This is a genomic window from Vibrio sp. R12-SW3-ISO1 (assembly GCF_059834005.1).
Window position 1 is genome coordinate 46,808 of the sequence record NZ_JCBDGK010000018.1, and the last position, 17,115, is coordinate 63,922.

Annotated in this window: 19 protein-coding genes; 17 read left to right on the top strand and 2 right to left on the bottom strand. The window is 51.7% G+C overall.

Annotated elements, in window-relative coordinates:
* Nucleotide 1: 1 nt before the first annotated feature.
* The 14 genes from fliF (at nucleotide 2) to flhB (ending at nucleotide 13,153) form a co-directional block, all read left to right on the top strand.
* Complete coding sequence (gene fliF, locus AC6R0R_RS05505; protein ID WP_500625994.1) at nucleotides 2–1,744, top strand: flagellar basal-body MS-ring/collar protein FliF; 1,743 nt, start codon at nucleotides 2–4, stop codon at nucleotides 1,742–1,744.
* Nucleotides 1,737–2,789, top strand: a complete 1,053-nt coding sequence (gene fliG, locus AC6R0R_RS05510; RefSeq protein ID WP_487902636.1) for a flagellar motor switch protein FliG — start codon at nucleotides 1,737–1,739, stop codon at nucleotides 2,787–2,789. Before fliF ends, fliG begins: the two co-directional genes overlap by 8 nt.
* A gap of 107 nt (nucleotides 2,790–2,896) precedes the next feature.
* A complete protein-coding gene (gene fliH, locus AC6R0R_RS05515) occupies nucleotides 2,897–3,700 on the top strand; it encodes a flagellar assembly protein FliH (protein WP_500625995.1) in 804 nt (267 codons plus the stop codon).
* Nucleotides 3,700–5,022 carry a flagellar protein export ATPase FliI gene (gene fliI, locus AC6R0R_RS05520; protein ID WP_500625996.1) on the top strand — a complete coding sequence of 441 codons (1,323 nt, stop codon included), beginning with the start codon at nucleotides 3,700–3,702 and terminating at the stop codon, nucleotides 5,020–5,022. Before fliH ends, fliI begins: the two co-directional genes overlap by 1 nt.
* Before the next feature lie 6 nt (nucleotides 5,023–5,028).
* A complete protein-coding gene (fliJ, locus tag AC6R0R_RS05525) occupies nucleotides 5,029–5,469 on the top strand; it encodes a flagellar export protein FliJ (RefSeq protein WP_334555250.1) in 441 nt (146 codons plus the stop codon).
* A gap of 126 nt (nucleotides 5,470–5,595) precedes the next feature.
* Nucleotides 5,596–7,698, top strand: a complete 2,103-nt coding sequence (locus tag AC6R0R_RS05530; protein WP_500625997.1) for a flagellar hook-length control protein FliK — start codon at nucleotides 5,596–5,598, stop codon at nucleotides 7,696–7,698.
* A 37-nt stretch (nucleotides 7,699–7,735) separates the two neighbouring features.
* The gene (gene fliL / locus AC6R0R_RS05535; RefSeq protein ID WP_334555252.1) at nucleotides 7,736–8,233 is read left to right on the top strand and encodes a flagellar basal body-associated protein FliL; all 498 of its coding nucleotides are present in this window, start codon (nucleotides 7,736–7,738) and stop codon (nucleotides 8,231–8,233) included.
* A gap of 7 nt (nucleotides 8,234–8,240) precedes the next feature.
* Entirely contained in the window at nucleotides 8,241–9,290 is a 1,050-nt protein-coding gene (fliM, locus tag AC6R0R_RS05540) for a flagellar motor switch protein FliM (protein WP_334555253.1), read from the top strand.
* A gap of 20 nt (nucleotides 9,291–9,310) precedes the next feature.
* Nucleotides 9,311–9,721, top strand: coding sequence for a flagellar motor switch protein FliN (fliN, locus tag AC6R0R_RS05545; RefSeq protein WP_334555254.1), 411 nt, complete (start codon nucleotides 9,311–9,313; stop codon nucleotides 9,719–9,721).
* Nucleotides 9,722–9,724: 3 nt separating this feature from the next.
* The gene (gene fliO / locus AC6R0R_RS05550) at nucleotides 9,725–10,066 is read left to right on the top strand and encodes a flagellar biosynthetic protein FliO (RefSeq protein ID WP_500625998.1); all 342 of its coding nucleotides are present in this window, start codon (nucleotides 9,725–9,727) and stop codon (nucleotides 10,064–10,066) included.
* A 19-nt stretch (nucleotides 10,067–10,085) separates the two neighbouring features.
* Nucleotides 10,086–10,940, top strand: coding sequence for a flagellar type III secretion system pore protein FliP (gene fliP / locus AC6R0R_RS05555; protein ID WP_334555277.1), 855 nt, complete (start codon nucleotides 10,086–10,088; stop codon nucleotides 10,938–10,940).
* Nucleotides 10,941–10,952: 12 nt separating this feature from the next.
* Nucleotides 10,953–11,222 carry a flagellar biosynthesis protein FliQ gene (fliQ, locus tag AC6R0R_RS05560; protein ID WP_487902641.1) on the top strand — a complete coding sequence of 90 codons (270 nt, stop codon included), beginning with the start codon at nucleotides 10,953–10,955 and terminating at the stop codon, nucleotides 11,220–11,222.
* An 8-nt stretch (nucleotides 11,223–11,230) separates the two neighbouring features.
* Nucleotides 11,231–12,013, top strand: a complete 783-nt coding sequence (gene fliR / locus AC6R0R_RS05565) for a flagellar biosynthetic protein FliR (RefSeq protein ID WP_334555257.1) — start codon at nucleotides 11,231–11,233, stop codon at nucleotides 12,011–12,013.
* A gap of 9 nt (nucleotides 12,014–12,022) precedes the next feature.
* Entirely contained in the window at nucleotides 12,023–13,153 is a 1,131-nt protein-coding gene (flhB, locus tag AC6R0R_RS05570; RefSeq protein WP_334555258.1) for a flagellar biosynthesis protein FlhB, read from the top strand.
* A 3-nt stretch (nucleotides 13,154–13,156) separates the two neighbouring features.
* Here flhB and smrB read toward each other — a convergent pair whose 3' ends face one another.
* A complete protein-coding gene (smrB, locus tag AC6R0R_RS05575) occupies nucleotides 13,157–13,687 on the bottom strand; it encodes an endonuclease SmrB (RefSeq protein WP_334555259.1) in 531 nt (176 codons plus the stop codon).
* A gap of 63 nt (nucleotides 13,688–13,750) precedes the next feature.
* Here smrB and prmB point away from each other — a divergent pair, with 63 nt between their 5' ends.
* The 3 genes from prmB to AC6R0R_RS05590 all read left to right on the top strand — a co-directional run bounded on the left by prmB (nucleotide 13,751) and on the right by AC6R0R_RS05590 (nucleotide 16,605).
* Nucleotides 13,751–14,683, top strand: coding sequence for a 50S ribosomal protein L3 N(5)-glutamine methyltransferase (gene prmB / locus AC6R0R_RS05580; RefSeq protein ID WP_500625999.1), 933 nt, complete (start codon nucleotides 13,751–13,753; stop codon nucleotides 14,681–14,683).
* 193 nt (nucleotides 14,684–14,876) lie between these two features.
* Nucleotides 14,877–15,962, top strand: a complete 1,086-nt coding sequence (aroC, locus tag AC6R0R_RS05585) for a chorismate synthase (protein ID WP_500626000.1) — start codon at nucleotides 14,877–14,879, stop codon at nucleotides 15,960–15,962.
* Between the two features lie 112 nt (nucleotides 15,963–16,074).
* Nucleotides 16,075–16,605 carry an elongation factor P hydroxylase gene (locus AC6R0R_RS05590; RefSeq protein WP_500626001.1) on the top strand — a complete coding sequence of 177 codons (531 nt, stop codon included), beginning with the start codon at nucleotides 16,075–16,077 and terminating at the stop codon, nucleotides 16,603–16,605.
* On the opposite strand, the gene AC6R0R_RS05595 is transcribed toward AC6R0R_RS05590, so the two are convergent.
* Nucleotides 16,598–17,107 carry a hypothetical protein gene (locus AC6R0R_RS05595; RefSeq protein WP_500626002.1) on the bottom strand — a complete coding sequence of 170 codons (510 nt, stop codon included), beginning with the start codon at nucleotides 17,105–17,107 and terminating at the stop codon, nucleotides 16,598–16,600. The genes AC6R0R_RS05590 and AC6R0R_RS05595 overlap by 8 nt on opposite strands.
* Nucleotides 17,108–17,115: the final 8 nt, after the last annotated feature.

Below are 17,115 nucleotides of genomic sequence, written 5' to 3' on the forward strand. Positions count from 1 at the left end.
GGTGGCAGAACCAACTCAATCCACAGACCTAACCGTAGCGGATGACCATGTCGATAGCACTATGCTATCTACGGATATCGATAGCGGTGGTCAAAACCCCGATCTTGATGAAAAAAGCAGCTCCAAGTTTGATATGGCGGTGGGCGATCTCGACCTGCTGCGTCAAGTGGTGCTGGTTCTGTCGATCTCAATCTGTGTCGCATTGATTGTGATGCTGTTTTTTTGGGTCAAAGAGCCCGATATGCGTCCACTCGGTGCGTACGATACCGAGGAATTGATTCCTGTCTTAGACTACCTTGACCAGCAAAAGCTAGACTACAAACTCGACGGCAACACTATTTTGGTGCCTGCGAGCGATTACAACTCACTCAAACTCAATATGGTCCGCGCGGGGCTCAACACCGAGAAACAGGCGGGCGACGAGATCTTATTGCAAGACATGGGATTTGGGGTTTCGCAACGTCTCGAGCAAGAGCGTCTTAAGCTCAGCCGTGAGCGCCAACTCTCTAAAGCGATAGAAGAGATGACCCAAGTACGCAAAGCGCGTGTGCTGCTTGCGCTGCCTAAGCAAAGTGTGTTTGTGCGTCACAATCAAGAGGCTTCAGCGTCGGTATTTTTGACTTTGCGTACCGGCACCAGCCTTAAGCAAGAAGAGGTTGACTCGATTGTGGATATGGTTGCGAGCGCAGTTCCGGGCATGAAGCCGACCCGCATTACCGTGACTGATCAGCATGGTCGCTTACTGAGCTCTGGCTCGCAAGATCCAGCCTCTGCGGCAAGACGAAAAGAGCATGAATTAGAGCGTAAACAAGAACAAGCCTTGCGTGACAAAATTGATTCCGTATTGATCCCGATATTAGGTTTTGGTAACTACACCGCGCAGGTCGATATCCAACTTGATTTTAGTGCGGTCGAACAAACGCGTAAGAGCTTTGACCCTAATACGCCGGCAACGCGCAGTGAATACACCCTTGAAGATTACAACAATGGTAATGTGGTCGCTGGCGTGCCAGGCGCACTGAGTAACCAACCGCCTGCTGACGCCTCCATTCCTCAAGATGTGGCCCAAATGAAAGATGGGTCGCTACTTGGCCAAGGTTCTGTGCATAAAGAGGCGACGCGCAACTTCGAACTCGATACCACCATCAGTCATGAGCGTCGTCAAACCGGTGTCGTGAATCGCCAAACGGTCGCCGTCGCGATAAAAAATCGTGCTGTGGTCAATCCTGAAACCGGTGAGACGACCTACCAGCCGCTCTCGGATGCGAACCTAAACTCGATTCGACAAGTGTTGGTCGGCGCTGTTGGCTTTAACGAAAATCGCGGTGATTTATTGAATGTGCTGAGCATGCAATTTGCTGAGCCAGAGATGGATATCGTCCAAGATGTGCCACTATGGGAACACCCGAATTTCAACGACTGGGTACGTTGGTTTGCTAGTGCGCTCGTGATTATCGTGGTGGTACTGGTACTTGTGCGCCCAGCCATGAAGAAACTGCTCAACCCAGCATCGGATGACGACGATCAATTGTATGGCCCAGATGGCTTACCGATTGGCGCCGATGGTGAAACAAGTTTAATTGGGAGTGATTTAGAAGGTGGCGAGCTGTTTGAGTTTGGCTCAAGTATTGACCTTCCAAATCTACACAAAGATGAAGACGTGCTGAAAGCGGTTCGTGCATTGGTTGCGAATGAGCCGGAACTCGCGGCACAAGTTGTGAAGAACTGGATGCAAAATGCCTAACGAAATGGTCCCACAGGGTGGCGGTGAAGAATCTGAAAACACCGTGGATATTGAATCAATACCGGGTGAGGAGCGCGCGGCGATTCTATTGTTGAGTCTCAACGAAGAGGACGCAGCAGGCATTATTCGCCACTTAGAGCCCAAACAAGTACAACGCGTGGGTAGCGCTATGGCGCGCGCGTCGGATTTAAGTCAAGACAAAGTTGGGGCGGTGCACCGTGCTTTTCTTGAAGATATCCAAAAATACACCAACATTGGTATGGGTAGCGAAGACTTCATGCGTAATGCCCTAGTGGCGGCGCTCGGTGAAGACAAAGCGAATAACTTGGTTGACCAAATCCTACTGGGTACGGGCTCAAAAGGCCTTGATTCCCTCAAGTGGATGGACCCACGTCAAGTGGCCAGCATCATCGTCAACGAACACCCACAGATTCAAACGATTGTCTTGTCTTACCTAGAGCCCGATCAATCGGCGGAGATTTTGTCTCAATTTGCCGAGCGCGATCGTCTCGATTTGATGATGCGTATTGCGAACCTCGAGGAAGTGCAGCCTTCAGCATTGGCCGAGCTAAACGAAATCATGGAGAAGCAGTTTGCGGGTCAAGCAGGGGCGCAAGCCGCCAAGATTGGTGGCCTGAAAGCCGCAGCCGAAATCATGAACTACATGGACAACAACATCGAAGGCGTCTTGATGGAGCAGATGCGCGATCAAGACGAAGATATGGCGACACAGATCCAAGATTTGATGTTCGTGTTCGAGAACTTGATCGAGGTCGACGACCAAGGTATCCAAAAATTGCTGCGTGATGTTCCGCAAGATGCGTTGCAGCGTGCACTCAAAGGTGCCGATGACGCATTGCGCGAGAAGATCTTCAAGAACATGTCTAAGCGTGCAGCTGAGATGATGCGTGATGATCTTGAAGCCATGCCTCCGATCAAGGTGTCGGACGTGGAAACCGCTCAAAAAGAAGTCTTGGCGATTGCCCGTCGCATGGCCGATGCGGGCGAAATTATGCTTGGTGGCGGCGCAGACGAGTTCTTGTAATGGTTTGGGTCATCACCGCTCAACCGAGTGATGACCGCAACGCAAATCAACGCGAAGAGCGATCAGTAATTCAGTGAACGATCAGTAACTCAGTGAGTAAAAGTGTTATGGCCGGAGAAAGAAAGCGCGGTTTTTTACGATTGGATGATGAAGAAGTGGTGGTCCAAAAAGCGGAGCGCTGGGGCATGCCTGACTACACGTCACACACTCACAAGCAAGCCAAAGAAACGGCGCTGAATTACGATCCGAGCTGGATGCCTTTGCCCACCGAACCTGAAGAAGAGGCGCCCGTTGAGCTGACCGATGAGCAAATTGAGCACATCAAGCAGCAGGCGTATCAAGACGGATTGCTGCAAGGTCAAGAAGCCGGTTTCAAGCAAGGTTATGAGAAAGGCAAAGAGCAAGGCTTAGCGGAAGGCCATCAAGAAGGGCTCGAAGCGGGCCGTCAAGAAGGTGTCACGGCAGGCGAAGCCTTTATCAAAGAACAAGTGGATACCTTCATCAACTTAGCCAACCAATTCGCTCAGCCGCTTGAACTGATGAATGCCCAAGTGGAAAAACAGTTAGTCGATATGGTCCTCGTCTTGGTGAAAGAGGTGGTGCATGTCGAAGTTCAAACCAATCCTCAAGTCATTCTAGACACCATCAAACAGTCGGTGGAATCTCTGCCTATTTCCGGTCACGCGATTACCTTAAAACTTCACCCCGACGATGTCGCTATTATCCGTTCTGCCTATGGCGAAGACGAATTGAACCTGCGTAATTGGAGCTTGATGAGTGAGCCTGCTCTTAATCGGGGCGATGTACAAATTGAAGCGGGGGAGTCGAGTGTCAACTATCGCCTTGAAGATAGGATTCGCAGCGTGATCCAAAGCTTTTGTGGTGTCAATCGTCATCAAGGTGGTGAGTGATGCTCGAGCTCGCTCAGCGTCTTGGCCAGTACAAAACCCACGGGTTAACGTGTCGCCCAGTGGCGTCCGGTAAGTTGATTCGCGTGGTGGGATTAACGCTCGAAGCGACCGGGTGCCGGGCTCCGATCGGCAGTTTGTGTACCGTGGAAACCATGCACGGTGAAATGGAAGCCGAAGTGGTCGGTTTTTCTGGCGACAACCTTTTTTTGATGCCGAGTGAGCAGATCACCGGCGTGCTGCCCGGGGCGAAAGTGACGCCGCTGACCAGTGATGCAGGCCTGCCTGTTGGTATGGAGCTTCTTGGTCGAGTGATTGACGGCGTAGGCAACCCACTCGATGGTCTTGGCCCGATTTATACCGAGAAAAAAGCCTCGTTTAATGTGGAACCGATTAATCCGCTGGCACGTAAACCGATCACGGAGCCGCTGGATGTCGGCATTAAAGCGATCAACGGCTTATTGACAGTGGGCAAAGGCCAACGTATTGGTCTGTTCGCCGGTTCTGGTGTCGGTAAATCGGTGACACTCGGTATGATGACTCGAGGCACAACTGCGCAAGTGGTGGTGGTCGGCTTGATCGGTGAACGTGGCCGAGAAGTGAAAGAGTTTATCGAAGAAATTTTGGGCGTGGATGGTCGCCAACGCTCCGTGGTGGTTGCAGCGCCCGCCGACGCCTCACCGTTGATGCGTTTGAAAGGGTGCCAGACTGCCCTGACCATCGCAGAATATTTTCGCGATCAAGGGCTCGATGTCCTGCTTCTAATGGACTCCTTAACCCGTTTTGCTCAAGCGCAGCGTGAAATTGCGCTATCGGTTGGCGAACCGCCCGCAACCAAAGGTTACCCGCCCTCGGTCTTTGCCAAATTGCCCGCTTTGGTGGAGCGAGCCGGTAACGGTGGCCCCGATCAGGGCTCCATTACCGCATTTTTTACCGTACTGACCGAAGGGGATGACCTGCAGGACCCGATAGCAGACGCATCGCGAGCCATTCTCGATGGTCACGTTGTGCTCTCGCGAGAAATGGCCGATGCGGGTCATTATCCAGCGATTGATGTCGAAAAATCGGTCAGTCGTGTCATGCCACAGATCACCACCGATGAGCATATTTTGATGTCCAAAGCGGTGAGACAAATCCTCTCGATTTGTCGCAAGAATCAAGATCTGGTCTCTATTGGTGCTTACAAACCGGGTACCGATGCAGCGATTGATGGCGCGTTTACTATCAAGCCGAAACTCGATGGTTATCTACAGCAAGGAATGAAAGAGAGCGTGCCGTACGATATGTGCGTAAATATGCTCAAGAACTTGCTGCAAGGGGAGTGATAGTCGATGGATAACGCGTTGGCATTCTTGCTAGAGCAGGCGAAAGAACAGGAAAATCAGGCGGTCATGGCGCTTACACAGGCTCGCGGTGAGCTAGAAGGCTATTACCGACAGCTCAAACAGATTGAGCAATACCGTTTAGATTACTGCCAGCAACTGGTTGAAAGAGGTCAGCAAGGGTTAACGGCTAGCCAATATACCCACTTAAACCGCTTTTTAACCACGCTCGATGAGACCCTCGCCAAGCAGCAGAAAGCCGAGCACCATTTTAAGAGTCAGGTAGAAAGCTGTGAGCAGCACTGGCTGGAGCGTCGCAAACAGCGACGTTCGTATGAATGGCTGATGGAGAAAAAACGCAGTGAAAAAGCGCGTGAACAAGAGCATCGCGAGCAAAAGCTGATGGATGAGTTTGCCACCTTGCAATATTCACGTCGAAAGCCGAACTGATCGCTCATTATCATCGTAAAAACTTCGTATTAGCATCCAACTATGGCGTGATTTTTGCTGATATCTAGCTAACCCCTGTTCCGTCTCTGCGCTGTTTCGAGATGATTAACTGTGAGTAGCTCAACTATGAATATCAATTTATCGTCTGTTTCTGACAGCGGAAAAGCCGCTAAGGTCGCGCCAAGCACGGGTGAGGCCAGCACTGAGAAAAACAGTGGAGAAGGCTTTTTTTCTAAACTCGCTGGGCTGATTAAAGGTGAAGGCGGAAAAGGCGACGGCTCCGGTGATGGGGTAAAAGCGCAAGGCAAAGTCCCTGTAGAGAAAGCACCCGCAGAAAAAGCCTCCACAGAGCAAGCAAGCGCAAGTGAAACGTCAAAGTCAACGTCTAACAGCGATAAGTCGACATCGACTGCCAATCAATCTACCGACGAGTTACTCGAGGCCGAATCGGTAAGTTCGAAAGCCGACGGTGCAAAAGGCGAAAGTGACCATGCAGCCTCAGCTAAGGTGTTGGCTGCGACGGATGATAGCGACGCCTCCCTACCGAAAGACCAAGCGGCGAAAATTGTGTCCGACAATGACCAAGTATTGCAGCGTCTGGATGAATCTAATCGCGCCCTCAAGGCAAAAGACGGCAAGAACTTGCCTCATGAAGCCAATGCCGCCAAGCTCGATCCTGCAACGGATACGCCTAAAGTGTCTGCTGAAGGGCAAGTGTCTGTTCAAGCCGCCGCCATCTCCGCTCAAGGCGATGAAAAGACCCAACCAGAATCCTTTGTGCGCTCAAATGAGAGTGAAACGGTGAGAGTGCACGGCGAAACCCTGCACGCAAATAGCCAGGCGAGAGATGAAGGTCAAGATACAAATGTAGTGCAAGCCGCCGCGTCTTCGGCCTCGGCCACTGGCAGCGATGGCGAATCGCTTGCTGTAAGCGAGGTATCTGAGCAGGCGAAAGCGGAATCGGCGAAAAAGTACCTTAATGTGGAGTCTCCACTTGTGGATAGCGAACAAGATGGTGCTTCGCCTCAGGTTGCCGCTGCAGTGACCGCGAGTGTGGCGGCAAAAGCGGGACAAGAACCCACACCAACCGATGCACTGCCTGTAGATAAGTCGACTCAACACGGTTTCAACACCGAGCAACATCAAGCCGATGCGACCGCAGCGCCAAACGCACTGAATGCCAGCGCCATGACGGTAGGCACGGAATTAAGCGAAGCTGGCGTTGATACGAACAGAGCAGAGCAAGCGGCCAATGTCTCTGCTGCCTCCTTGACTGCAGAGCCCCAAACCGTATCGGCCGATACTCTTACGGATACCGAAACGCCAACGCAAGCAACAGCCATTCCATGGGCCGTACAAGGTGAGGCGGTGGTCAAAGAGGAGGTCAATCTGGCCCGAGATCCGCAAGTGAAATCTCAGCAAGCGGTGCTCGCACACTCAGTACAACAAGCGATGCATCAAACGCAGTCAGTGACACCTACGCCGCTGCAACAGGCTGCCACTTCGCCTATTCCTAACGCTGCCGCGCAAGCGATTCCCACATCGCCCATACCCACCGACCTAAGCGCCAGCGTGATGCCGAATGTGGCAGCGAACCCGGCACTGCAAGAGCAGGCACTGTTAAAATCGGCGTTGGGAGCGAAAGTCGCGATGGGCGCCGCCCAAAGTGGGGAGAGCAAAGAGGCGGCATCGGGCGAGCATTTTGCTCAGCAGTTGGCTGCCGCGAGTGGGCAGCAGCTTGGCACTCAACCTAATGGCATGCGTGCGGAGCAAGCCAATCCTGCGCAAGTTCCTTTGCAGCTCAGCCGTGATGTAGCCGCGGATCAAGTGGCAGAGCGCGTACAGATGATGATGTCGAAAAACTTGAAAAACATCGACATTCGCCTTGATCCACCTGAGCTAGGCCGCTTACAAATTCGCATGAACATGAATGGTGACGGCGCCACTGTCCACTTTACTGTCGCCAACCAAGGCGCGCGCGATATTATCGAGCAATCGATGCCAAGACTGCGTGAAATGCTCGCTCAGCAAGGGGTTCAGCTGGGAGACACCTCCGTTCAGCAACAGGCCTCTGGCCAGCAGCAAGGACGCTATGCAACAGGCAGTGGGCAAGGAAATGGTCAAGGGAGCAGCAATCACGCCTTTGGCGGTGAAGAAAACCTTGAACCAGACACCAATCTTGATTTGAATGTAGCAACAAAGCGTGATGGAATCAGTTATTACGCTTAAACTGTTAGAAAAACTAGGATTTAGAGACCGTTAAGTTATGGCAGACGAAGATATCACCGCAGAAGCTCCCAAAGGGAAAGGCAAATTACTGATCATAGTGGCCGTTGTTGTTGTCTTGCTGCTTGGCGGTGGTGGTGCCGCGTTCTTTTTGATGGGGTCAGATGAGCCCTCGGGTGAACAGGCTGCAACGCAACAGCAAGTGGTGACGCCCGCCGAGCCTGTCTCTTATGTCAATATTCCTCAGCCGTTTTTGTTTAACGTGACGGGCGATAAACGTGACCGCATGGTACAGATCAAAGTGCAGTTGATGGTGCGTGGCAGCGAAAATGAAAACCTTGCCCGCTATCACTCGCCACTGATCGAGAGTTCCCTGCTGAGCACGTTTGCCTCGGCAACGGTGGACCAACTACGCAGCGTCAATGGACGCGTGGAGTTGCGCGACAAAGCGACGGATGACATCAAGGCCAGTTTGACCAGAGCTGTGGGTCAGCCTGTGATTGAACGTGTGCTATTTACTGATTTTGTAATGCAATAGGTGACGCGTGACTGATCTATTAAGCCAAGATGAGATCGATGCGCTGCTTCACGGCGTCGATGACGTCGATGAGATAGAAGAAGAGAGTAACGAGCAAGACGCGAGCGCCGTCGATTTTGACTTTTCCTCTCAAGACCGCATTGTTCGTGGTCGGATGCCAACCCTCGAGCTGATCAACGAACGCTTTGCTCGTCATATGCGTATCAGCCTGTTCAACATGCTGCGTAAAACCGCTGAAGTCTCGATCAACGGCGTGCAGATGATGAAGTTCGGCGAGTATCAAAATACACTTTACGTACCGACCAGTCTCAACATGGTGCGCTTTCGACCTCTAAAAGGTACGGCGCTGATCACCATGGAAGCACGCTTAGTGTTCATTTTGGTGGAGAACTTCTTTGGCGGTGACGGCCGTTTTCACGCGCGGATTGAAGGGCGTGAATTTACCCCGACCGAGCGTCGAATTGTTCAATTGTTGCTCAAAATCGTCTTTGAAGATTATAAAGAAGCATGGTCGCCTGTGATGGGGGTCGAGTTTGAGTATCTCGACTCCGAAGTGAACCCGAGCATGGCGAACATTGTCAGCCCGACAGAAGTGATCGTTGTGAGCTCGTTTCATATCGAAGTGGATGGCGGGGGCGGCGATTTCCATGTCGTGATGCCATACTCAATGGTAGAGCCGATCCGTGAATTGCTCGATGCCGGTGTTCAATCGGATAAGATGGAAACTGACGTGCGCTGGAGCACGGCGCTACGCGAAGAGATCATGGATGTCCCAGTGAACTTTCGCGTTAACTTGCTCGAGCAAGATATTTCCCTGCGCGACCTGATGGAGCTGCGCCCTGGCGATATTATCCCGATCCATATGCCAGAGCACGCCACCATGTTTGTGGAAGAGTTACCGACCTATCGGGTCAAAATGGGCCGCTCAGGGGAAAACCTTGCGGTGCAAATATCGGAAAAAATTAAGCGTCCCGATGTAGTGAAAACCGATATTGCCTTCTTGGGCAAAGATGTCATCTCCGAGTTAGAAGATGACGAAGGCGACATTGAAGATTAATTGAAGAGTAGGAATTAGGTATGGAACCAAGTGACGATCAGAAACTGGCGGACGAATGGGCGGCAGCCCTAGGAGAAGATCCCAACGCGCCAGAGATCGATGTGGATGAAGTGATGTCAGCGCAATTGGATGAGTTAGAAGATACCTCCTCACCCATTTCCGATGACGAGCGCCGTAAGCTCGATACCATCTTGGACATTCCGGTCACCATCTCTATGGAAGTGGGCCGCTCGCAGATCAGCATTCGTAACCTACTGCAACTCAACCAAGGTTCAGTGGTCGAACTTGAGCGCTTGGCCGGGGAGTCACTCGATGTATTGGTCAACGGCACCTTGATTGCCCACGGTGAAGTGGTGGTGGTCAATGACAAGTTTGGTATCCGTTTGACTGACGTTATCAGCCAAACTGAGCGTATTAAGAAGCTTCGTTAAGCCATGGGGCCTGCAACCGATAGCCAGTTAGACATAGCGACCACCTTTGGGTCGCTTTTGTTCGTTGTTGCTTTTATTTTGTTTTTGGCTTGGCTACTCAAGCGAATGCGCGTTCCCGCTATTGGCAATCAGTCGGGGTTGAGTGTAGTACGCCAAATCGCGGTGGGTACCAAAGAGCGTATCGTGATTGTTCAAGCCGGAGAAGAGCAGTTCTTAGTCGGCGTGACGGCTCAGTCTATCCAGTTGATTGCGAAGTTGGATAAGCCACTTTCTCAGGAGGAGTTAGCCACCAGTCCGTTTGCAAGCCAACTGACTCAGCTATTGAAAAAGAATGATAAATCGTAGTCGAACTTTTTGGGTCTGGATGACCTTGCTATGGTCTCTTCTCTCTACGGCGGTGGTCGCACAGGAGGAGTTAGCGACATCGGTACCGAGTAATGCGGCGGGCGCATCGTCGGTGACTGTCTCGGCGATGGAGCGTGAACAAGGCGCTTCTGGTAGCAGCGCACAAACGTTGTCGACCGGTAGCTTGACCGGCGGTGGCGGCGGTATCCCTGCCTTTACCATGACCACCAACCCTGACGGCACAGAAGACTATTCCGTCAATCTACAGATTCTCGCTTTGATGACCATGCTGGGCTTTTTGCCCGCCATGGTCATTTTGATGACCTCATTTACCCGCATCGTTGTCGTGATGTCGATTTTGCGTCAAGCGATGGGTTTGCAGCAGACGCCGTCGAACCAAGTGATCATTGGCATTGCTATCTTTCTGACCTTTTTCATCATGTCGCCAGTACTGAGTAAAATTAACGACGACGCGATTCAACCCTACATCAATGAACAAATCACGGCACGTGACGCGTTCGATTTGGCGCAAGTGCCAATGAAAGATTTCATGCTTAAACAGACGCGTGTTAAAGATCTGGAAACCTTTGTCAACATTTCGGGCTCCGACGCAACCGCTCCAGAAGAGGTGTCGATGGCGGTGCTGATCCCGGCGTTCATTACTTCTGAGCTCAAGACGGCGTTTCAAATCGGCTTTATGCTCTTTTTGCCTTTCCTCATCATTGACCTAGTGGTCGCTTCTGTCTTAATGGCCATGGGTATGATGATGCTCTCGCCCATGATCGTCTCGCTGCCATTCAAACTGATGCTGTTTGTGCTGGTGGATGGTTGGAACCTGATTTTGTCGACCTTGGCCGGCAGTTTTGCGTTGTAGCGGGAGGAGACCATGACGCCAGAGGTTTTTGTCGAAATGTTTCGCGGCGCACTGTGGATGGTGCTCATTATGGTGTGCGCCATCATTATCCCAAGCTTGCTGATTGGTCTTGTGGTGGCGATTTTCCAAGCCGCAACGTCGATTAACGAACAAACGTTGAGTTTCTTGCCACGTTTGATTGTCACATTGCTAGCGTTAATGCTGTTTGCTCACTGGATGACACAAATGCTCATGGAGTATTTCTTTGCCATGGTTGAGCGGCTGCCTCAGGTTCTCTATTAGGAGCGGGCATGGAATATCCCGCTAGCGTCGTCCTCGACTGGATTGCCAACTACTTTTGGCCCTACACGCGTATTGCCGCCATGTTGATGGTGATGTCGGTGACCGGCGCGCGGTTTGTCTCTACTCGTGTGCGACTCTATTTGGGTTTGGCCATCACCTTTGCCGTTATGCCCGCTATTCCCGCCGTCCCCGATAACATAGAGTTGCTCTCATTCGCCGGTTTTATGACGTTACTTGAGCAGATCATCATCGGCGTGGCGATGGGTACCGTGACCCAATTTATGATTCAAACCTTCGTCATTCTCGGCCAAATCTTGGGTATGCAGTCGAGCTTGGGTTTTGCGTCTATGGTCGACCCTGCCAATGGACAGAATACGCCGCTGCTTGGTCAACTGTTCATGTTTTTGGCAACGCTTTTCTTTCTGGCGACGGATGGCCACTTAAAGATGATCATGCTGGTGGTGATGAGTTTTCAATCTCTACCCATAGGCTCAGGGTCGCTGACGAATGCCGATTTTCAAGAGTTGGCGAGTTGGCTGGGGATCATGTTTAACGTTGCGCTGAGTATGTCGCTGTCTGGCATTATTGCGCTACTGACCATCAACCTATCGTTTGGTGTTATGACGCGTGCGGCGCCGCAGTTGAATATCTTCTCGCTCGGTTTTGCTTTTGCGCTGATGGTGGGCTTGCTGCTCTGTTGGTACATTATCGCCGGCCTGTATAGCCACTATGAGCTATTCTGGTTACAAGGTGAAGCGCAAGTGTGCCGCTTCATCCGGTTGGATTGTTAAGGGGGCGCGATGGCAGAATCAGACGGTCAAGAACGCACCGAAGACGCCACGCCCAGGCGCTTGCAACAGGCTCGAGAGAAAGGGCAGGTTGCAAGGTCTAAAGAACTGGCGTCGGTCTCCGTCCTTGTAGTGGGCGCGATTGCTTTAATGTGGTTTGGTGAAGGGCTGGCACGTGGCTTGTTTCAAGTAATGCGCCGCTTGTTTACTTTGTCGCGTGAGGAAGTGTTTGATCAAGTCAAACTGTTCGACATCGCCCTCGGGTCGTTAGGCAGTTTGATATTGCCATTATTGCTGATTCTGGTGACGCTGTTTGTTGCCGCGCTGATTGGCGCAGCGGGTGTTGGTGGCATCAGCTTTTCTGCAGAAGCCGCGACGCCCAAGTGGTCAAAAATGAACCCGCTGAGTGGTTTTAAGCGCATGTTCGGTCTGCAAAGCTGGGTCGAGCTACTGAAATCCATTCTCAAAGTGGCGCTGGTGACCGGCGTGGCGATCTTTCTTATCAACTCAGCGCAGCAGGACTTGTTTCAGCTGAGTATGGACGTTTACCCGCAAAACATCTTCCATGCGCTCGATATCTTACTCAACTTTGTGCTCTTGATTAGCTGCTCTCTATTGGTGGTGGTCGCCATCGATATTCCATTCCAAATCTGGCAACACGCCAACCAATTGAAAATGACCAAACAAGAGGTCAAAGACGAGTACAAAGAGACCGAGGGTAAACCTGAGGTAAAAGGCCGTATTCGTATGCTACAACGGGAAGCCGCTCAGCGGCGGATGATGGCAGAAGTGCCACAAGCGGATGTGATCGTCACCAACCCAGAGCACTTTTCCGTGGCGCTCAGGTACAAGCAAGATAAAGATCGCGCGCCGATTGTGGTCGCGAAAGGGACCGATCACATGGCGCTTAAAATTCGAGAAGTGGCGCGAGAGCATGATATCTACGTGATCCCCGCTCCGCCATTGGCACGGGCGTTGTATCATTCGACAGAGTTGGAGCAAGAGATCCCAGATGGGCTGTTTACCGCAGTGGCTCAAGTGTTGGCGTATGTGTTCCAGCTCAAGCAGTATCGCAAACGTGGCGGTCAAAGGCCGAAGCTCAAGGCATCCGAACTCCCTATCCCGCCAGATTTGCGCCAGTAACGATTATTTTTCGGGGATCGAGAGTAAAACCAGCAACGCGCCATCGCCACCAAACTCAAGCGGTGCTTGGTGAAACGCCATCACATCAGGGTGCTGGGCCAGCCATAGCGGCGTTTTTTGCTTCAGGATGTGTTTGCCGATGCCATGCTGAACACAGGCACAGGCAATTTCATTTTTGATGCAATAGGCAATCATCGCGCCGAGTTCACGCTTGGCCTCCAGTTGCGTCATGCCGTGCATATCCAAAAAGACATCAGGCACATACACGCCACGGCGTAATCGCTTTACCTCATACTGTGACACGTCGTCGCGGGCGTAGCGCGTTGGCCCTTCCTCGTTAAGGAGCGGTACAAACTCGTCAGAGAAGTAAAACTCCGAGTCGCTCGCTTCACGTGCGCTGCGTGTGATTTCTTTCTGCTTAGTGTTTCTTTTTGGCTGTTGGACTATGGTATCCTGTCGCAACTTTTTTACGCCTTGTACTGCATCCCTGAAAAGGGCGAAATCGTCATCAATATCGGTGTCTTTTTTGTTCATGGGTGATTTCAATATGTATGATTAATGCTATTGGCAGTATTGTAGCGCTTTTCGGAGGCAATTTTGGATAAGATTTTTGTAGAAGAAGCGGTATCGGAACTGCATACCCTTCAAGATATGATTCGCTGGACGGTCAGCCGTTTCAACGCCGCTCACCTATTTTACGGTCACGGCACGGACAATGCTTGGGATGAAGCCGTTCAGTTAATCCTACCCACACTCTATCTGCCGATTGATGTGCCTCCCCATGTTCTCAACTCTCGTTTGACCAGCAGTGAGCGCCTGCGCGTCGTTGAGCGTGTGGTGAAACGCATCAATGAGCGCACGCCTACCGCCTATCTGACGAATCGTGCCTGGTTCTGTGGTTTGGAATTCTTCGTCGATGAACGTGTCTTGGTGCCACGCTCTCCGATTGGTGAGCTGATTCAAGCTCAGTTCGAACCTTGGCTAATCGAAGAGCCGACGCGCATTATGGATATGTGTACCGGCAGTGGTTGTATCGCCATCGCTTGTGCGTACGCCTTCCCAGAGGCGGAAGTGGACGCCATTGATATTTCATCCGACGCGCTGCAAGTGGCGGAACAGAACGTTCAAGATCACGGCATGGAGCAACAAGTCTTCCCAATTCGCTCGGATCTGTTCCGCGATTTACCGAAAGAGCGTTACAACTTAATTGTCACGAATCCACCGTATGTGGATCAAGAAGACATGGATAGCTTGCCGCAAGAGTTCACCCATGAACCTGAACTCGGCTTAGCGGCGGGCAGTGATGGTCTCAAGCTGGTGCGCCGCATTCTTGCCAATGCCTCCGATTACCTGACCGATAAGGGTATTTTGATTTGTGAAGTGGGCAACTCCATGGTGCACATGATGGAGCAATATCCAGACATCCCATTCACTTGGCTAGAGTTCGAAAACGGCGGGCATGGTGTCTTCTTGTTGACGCGTGACCAACTGGTCGCTTGCGCCGATGAATTCAAGTTGTACAAAGACTGATTTGTTGCCAACTGTGCACCCCCAAACGCCGAGCTTTTGCTCGGCGTTTTGCTCTCTAGCGTTTTCGCGGCTAGGTGAACAAAAATAGTTCTGGCTTGGGGCTTTACATCAAACCGTAATAAAGACACTATGAAAAAACGAACAATTGACGTGTAAAGCCTAATTGACAAGGCTGAAATAATACGAGGAAGTAATGGCAGGAAACAGTATCGGACAACATTTCCGAGTGACCACATTCGGAGAAAGTCACGGTATCGCACTAGGATGTATCGTTGACGGATGCCCTCCAGGTTTAGAGCTATCAGAAGCAGATATTCAAACGGATCTCGACCGTCGTCGTCCAGGCACTTCTCGCTATACCACTGCACGCCGCGAACCTGATGAAGTAAAAATCCTTTCCGGTGTGTTTGAAGGGAAAACGACCGGGACTTCGATCGGTTTGCTGATTGAAAATACCGACCAACGCTCAAAAGACTACTCAGAGATCAAAGACAAGTTCCGTCCCGGTCATGCTGACTACACCTACCATCAAAAGTATGGAGTGCGTGATTATCGAGGTGGCGGCCGTTCGTCTGCTCGTGAAACTGCGATGCGCGTTGCGGCGGGCGCGATTGCGAAGAAATACCTTAAGCAAGAGTTTGGTGTCGAAATTCGCGCTTACCTATCGCAGATGGGCGATGTCGCCATTGAGAAAGTCGATTGGGATGAGATCGAGAACAACCCATTTTTCTGCCCGGATGTGGATAAGGTCGAGCAGCTCGATCAATTGATCCGAGATTTGAAAAAACAAGGCGACTCTATCGGTGCCAAATTGCAAGTGGTCGCCACTGGCGTACCCGTTGGACTTGGCGAGCCAGTATTTGATCGCCTAGACGCCGACATTGCGCATGCACTGATGAGCATCAACGCGGTGAAAGGCGTCGAAATCGGCGATGGTTTTGATGTGGTAAGCCAAAAAGGCAGCCAGCATCGTGATACTCTCACGCCGAGCGGTTTTGGTAGCAATCATGCTGGTGGCATCTTAGGCGGTATCTCGACTGGGCAAGACATTGTCGCGAATATCGCGCTCAAACCAACGTCGAGCATTACCGTACCGGGTGAAACCATCACCAAGCAAGGGGAGTCGACAGAGCTGATTACCAAAGGCCGCCATGACCCTTGTGTTGGCATTCGTGCAGTGCCGATTGCTGAAGCCATGCTGGCGATTGTGTTGCTGGATCACTTGCTGCGTCATCGCGGTCAAAACCACGGTGTCACGACGCAAACCCCGAAAATTTAATCGTACAAACGGCTTCGCAAGGAAGCCGTTTTCTTTTCGCTTTAGCGCGTCTTAACGCTGGCTGCGGAGTCGGGTACAATGGCGCGCATCGTTACTTTGAACTTCCACATAGATGACCCACGATTATCGCGATTTGATTGCACTCTTCAATCAGACCTTTTTTGAACAGTATCAGACCCGTCTTGAACTTGGCGGTGATGAGCCTATCTATCTTCCCGCGGATGACTCTACTCCTTACCATCGCATCGTGTTTGCACGAGGTTTCTATGCGTCTGCACTGCATGAAATCGCCCATTGGTGTGTGGCAGGCCCTGAGCGTCGTTTACTGGAAGATTTTGGTTATTGGTATCACCCCGATGGCCGCGATGAACAGGTTCAAGCGCAGTTTGAACAAGTGGAGATACGTCCGCAGGCGTACGAGTGGATCCTATCGGTCAGCGCTGGCTTTGCATTTAGTGTCAGTTGCGACAATCTCAATGGCGACGTTGAACCTGACCGCCTCGGGTTCATGCAAAAAGTCCATCAAGAAGTGATGTCCATTTTAGCGACGGGGTTGCCGCCGCGTGTGCTGGCATTGTCTGAGGCATTACGTGCCTTCTACCAAACCCCGCCACTTAAACCTGACGCCTTTATCGTCAAATAGAGCTTGGAATCAGCCACACCGCCTCTGACTCGCCCTGATGTTGGTAGGTGTATGAGGTTGGTACGCTGCCTTCTTCCATAACCCACACTACAGCAATCAGTGATGACCAATGGTTGGCGACGCTCAAATCAATCTGCGCCAAGCCGTTATTGAGTGAAGACTTCACTAAGCATTGGTCATAGTCAACCAAACTGAGATCGCCTTGCGCCGTGCGATTGTCGCACACCGAGAGGTAAGCGATTTTGCCATTCAATTCATTGAGCATCACGTCGATATTAAGCGTGTAGACCGACGAAAGGTCATTGTCATAACTGATCGAGAGCGCTTGGAGTCCTTCGGTGGTTGCCGCTGGCGTAGCGGATGGGGATGGCTGCACGGCATCGGCGCTCGCGGAGCTTCCCCCCTCGTCACCGCCGCCTCCTCCGCCACAAGCAGAGAGGCCAAGGGAGGCGAGCAATAGTGCGCCTGTAAAGTAAGGGTTGAAGTGTGTAGGCTGTCTCATCGGGCGTC

What these genes read in the sequence shown, in the direction of transcription:
- fliR (WP_334555257.1), top strand. Translation starts at nt 11,231, where the DNA reads ATGGAATATCCCGCTAGCGTCGTCCTCGACTGGATTGCCAACTACTTT.
- fliO (WP_500625998.1), top strand. Translation starts at nt 9,725, where the DNA reads ATGGGGCCTGCAACCGATAGCCAGTTAGACATAGCGACCACCTTTGGG.
- fliJ (WP_334555250.1), top strand. Translation starts at nt 5,029, where the DNA reads ATGGATAACGCGTTGGCATTCTTGCTAGAGCAGGCGAAAGAACAGGAA.
- fliL (WP_334555252.1), top strand. Translation starts at nt 7,736, where the DNA reads ATGGCAGACGAAGATATCACCGCAGAAGCTCCCAAAGGGAAAGGCAAA.
- fliG (WP_487902636.1), top strand. Translation starts at nt 1,737, where the DNA reads ATGCCTAACGAAATGGTCCCACAGGGTGGCGGTGAAGAATCTGAAAAC.
- aroC (WP_500626000.1), top strand. Translation starts at nt 14,877, where the DNA reads ATGGCAGGAAACAGTATCGGACAACATTTCCGAGTGACCACATTCGGA.
- AC6R0R_RS05595 (WP_500626002.1), bottom strand. Translation starts at nt 17,107, where the DNA reads ATGAGACAGCCTACACACTTCAACCCTTACTTTACAGGCGCACTATTG.
- flhB (WP_334555258.1), top strand. Translation starts at nt 12,023, where the DNA reads ATGGCAGAATCAGACGGTCAAGAACGCACCGAAGACGCCACGCCCAGG.
- fliI (WP_500625996.1), top strand. Translation starts at nt 3,700, where the DNA reads ATGCTCGAGCTCGCTCAGCGTCTTGGCCAGTACAAAACCCACGGGTTA.
- AC6R0R_RS05530 (WP_500625997.1), top strand. Translation starts at nt 5,596, where the DNA reads ATGAATATCAATTTATCGTCTGTTTCTGACAGCGGAAAAGCCGCTAAG.
- fliP (WP_334555277.1), top strand. Translation starts at nt 10,086, where the DNA reads ATGACCTTGCTATGGTCTCTTCTCTCTACGGCGGTGGTCGCACAGGAG.
- fliQ (WP_487902641.1), top strand. Translation starts at nt 10,953, where the DNA reads ATGACGCCAGAGGTTTTTGTCGAAATGTTTCGCGGCGCACTGTGGATG.
- fliN (WP_334555254.1), top strand. Translation starts at nt 9,311, where the DNA reads ATGGAACCAAGTGACGATCAGAAACTGGCGGACGAATGGGCGGCAGCC.
- smrB (WP_334555259.1), bottom strand. Translation starts at nt 13,687, where the DNA reads ATGAACAAAAAAGACACCGATATTGATGACGATTTCGCCCTTTTCAGG.
- AC6R0R_RS05590 (WP_500626001.1), top strand. Translation starts at nt 16,075, where the DNA reads ATGACCCACGATTATCGCGATTTGATTGCACTCTTCAATCAGACCTTT.
- fliH (WP_500625995.1), top strand. Translation starts at nt 2,897, where the DNA reads ATGGCCGGAGAAAGAAAGCGCGGTTTTTTACGATTGGATGATGAAGAA.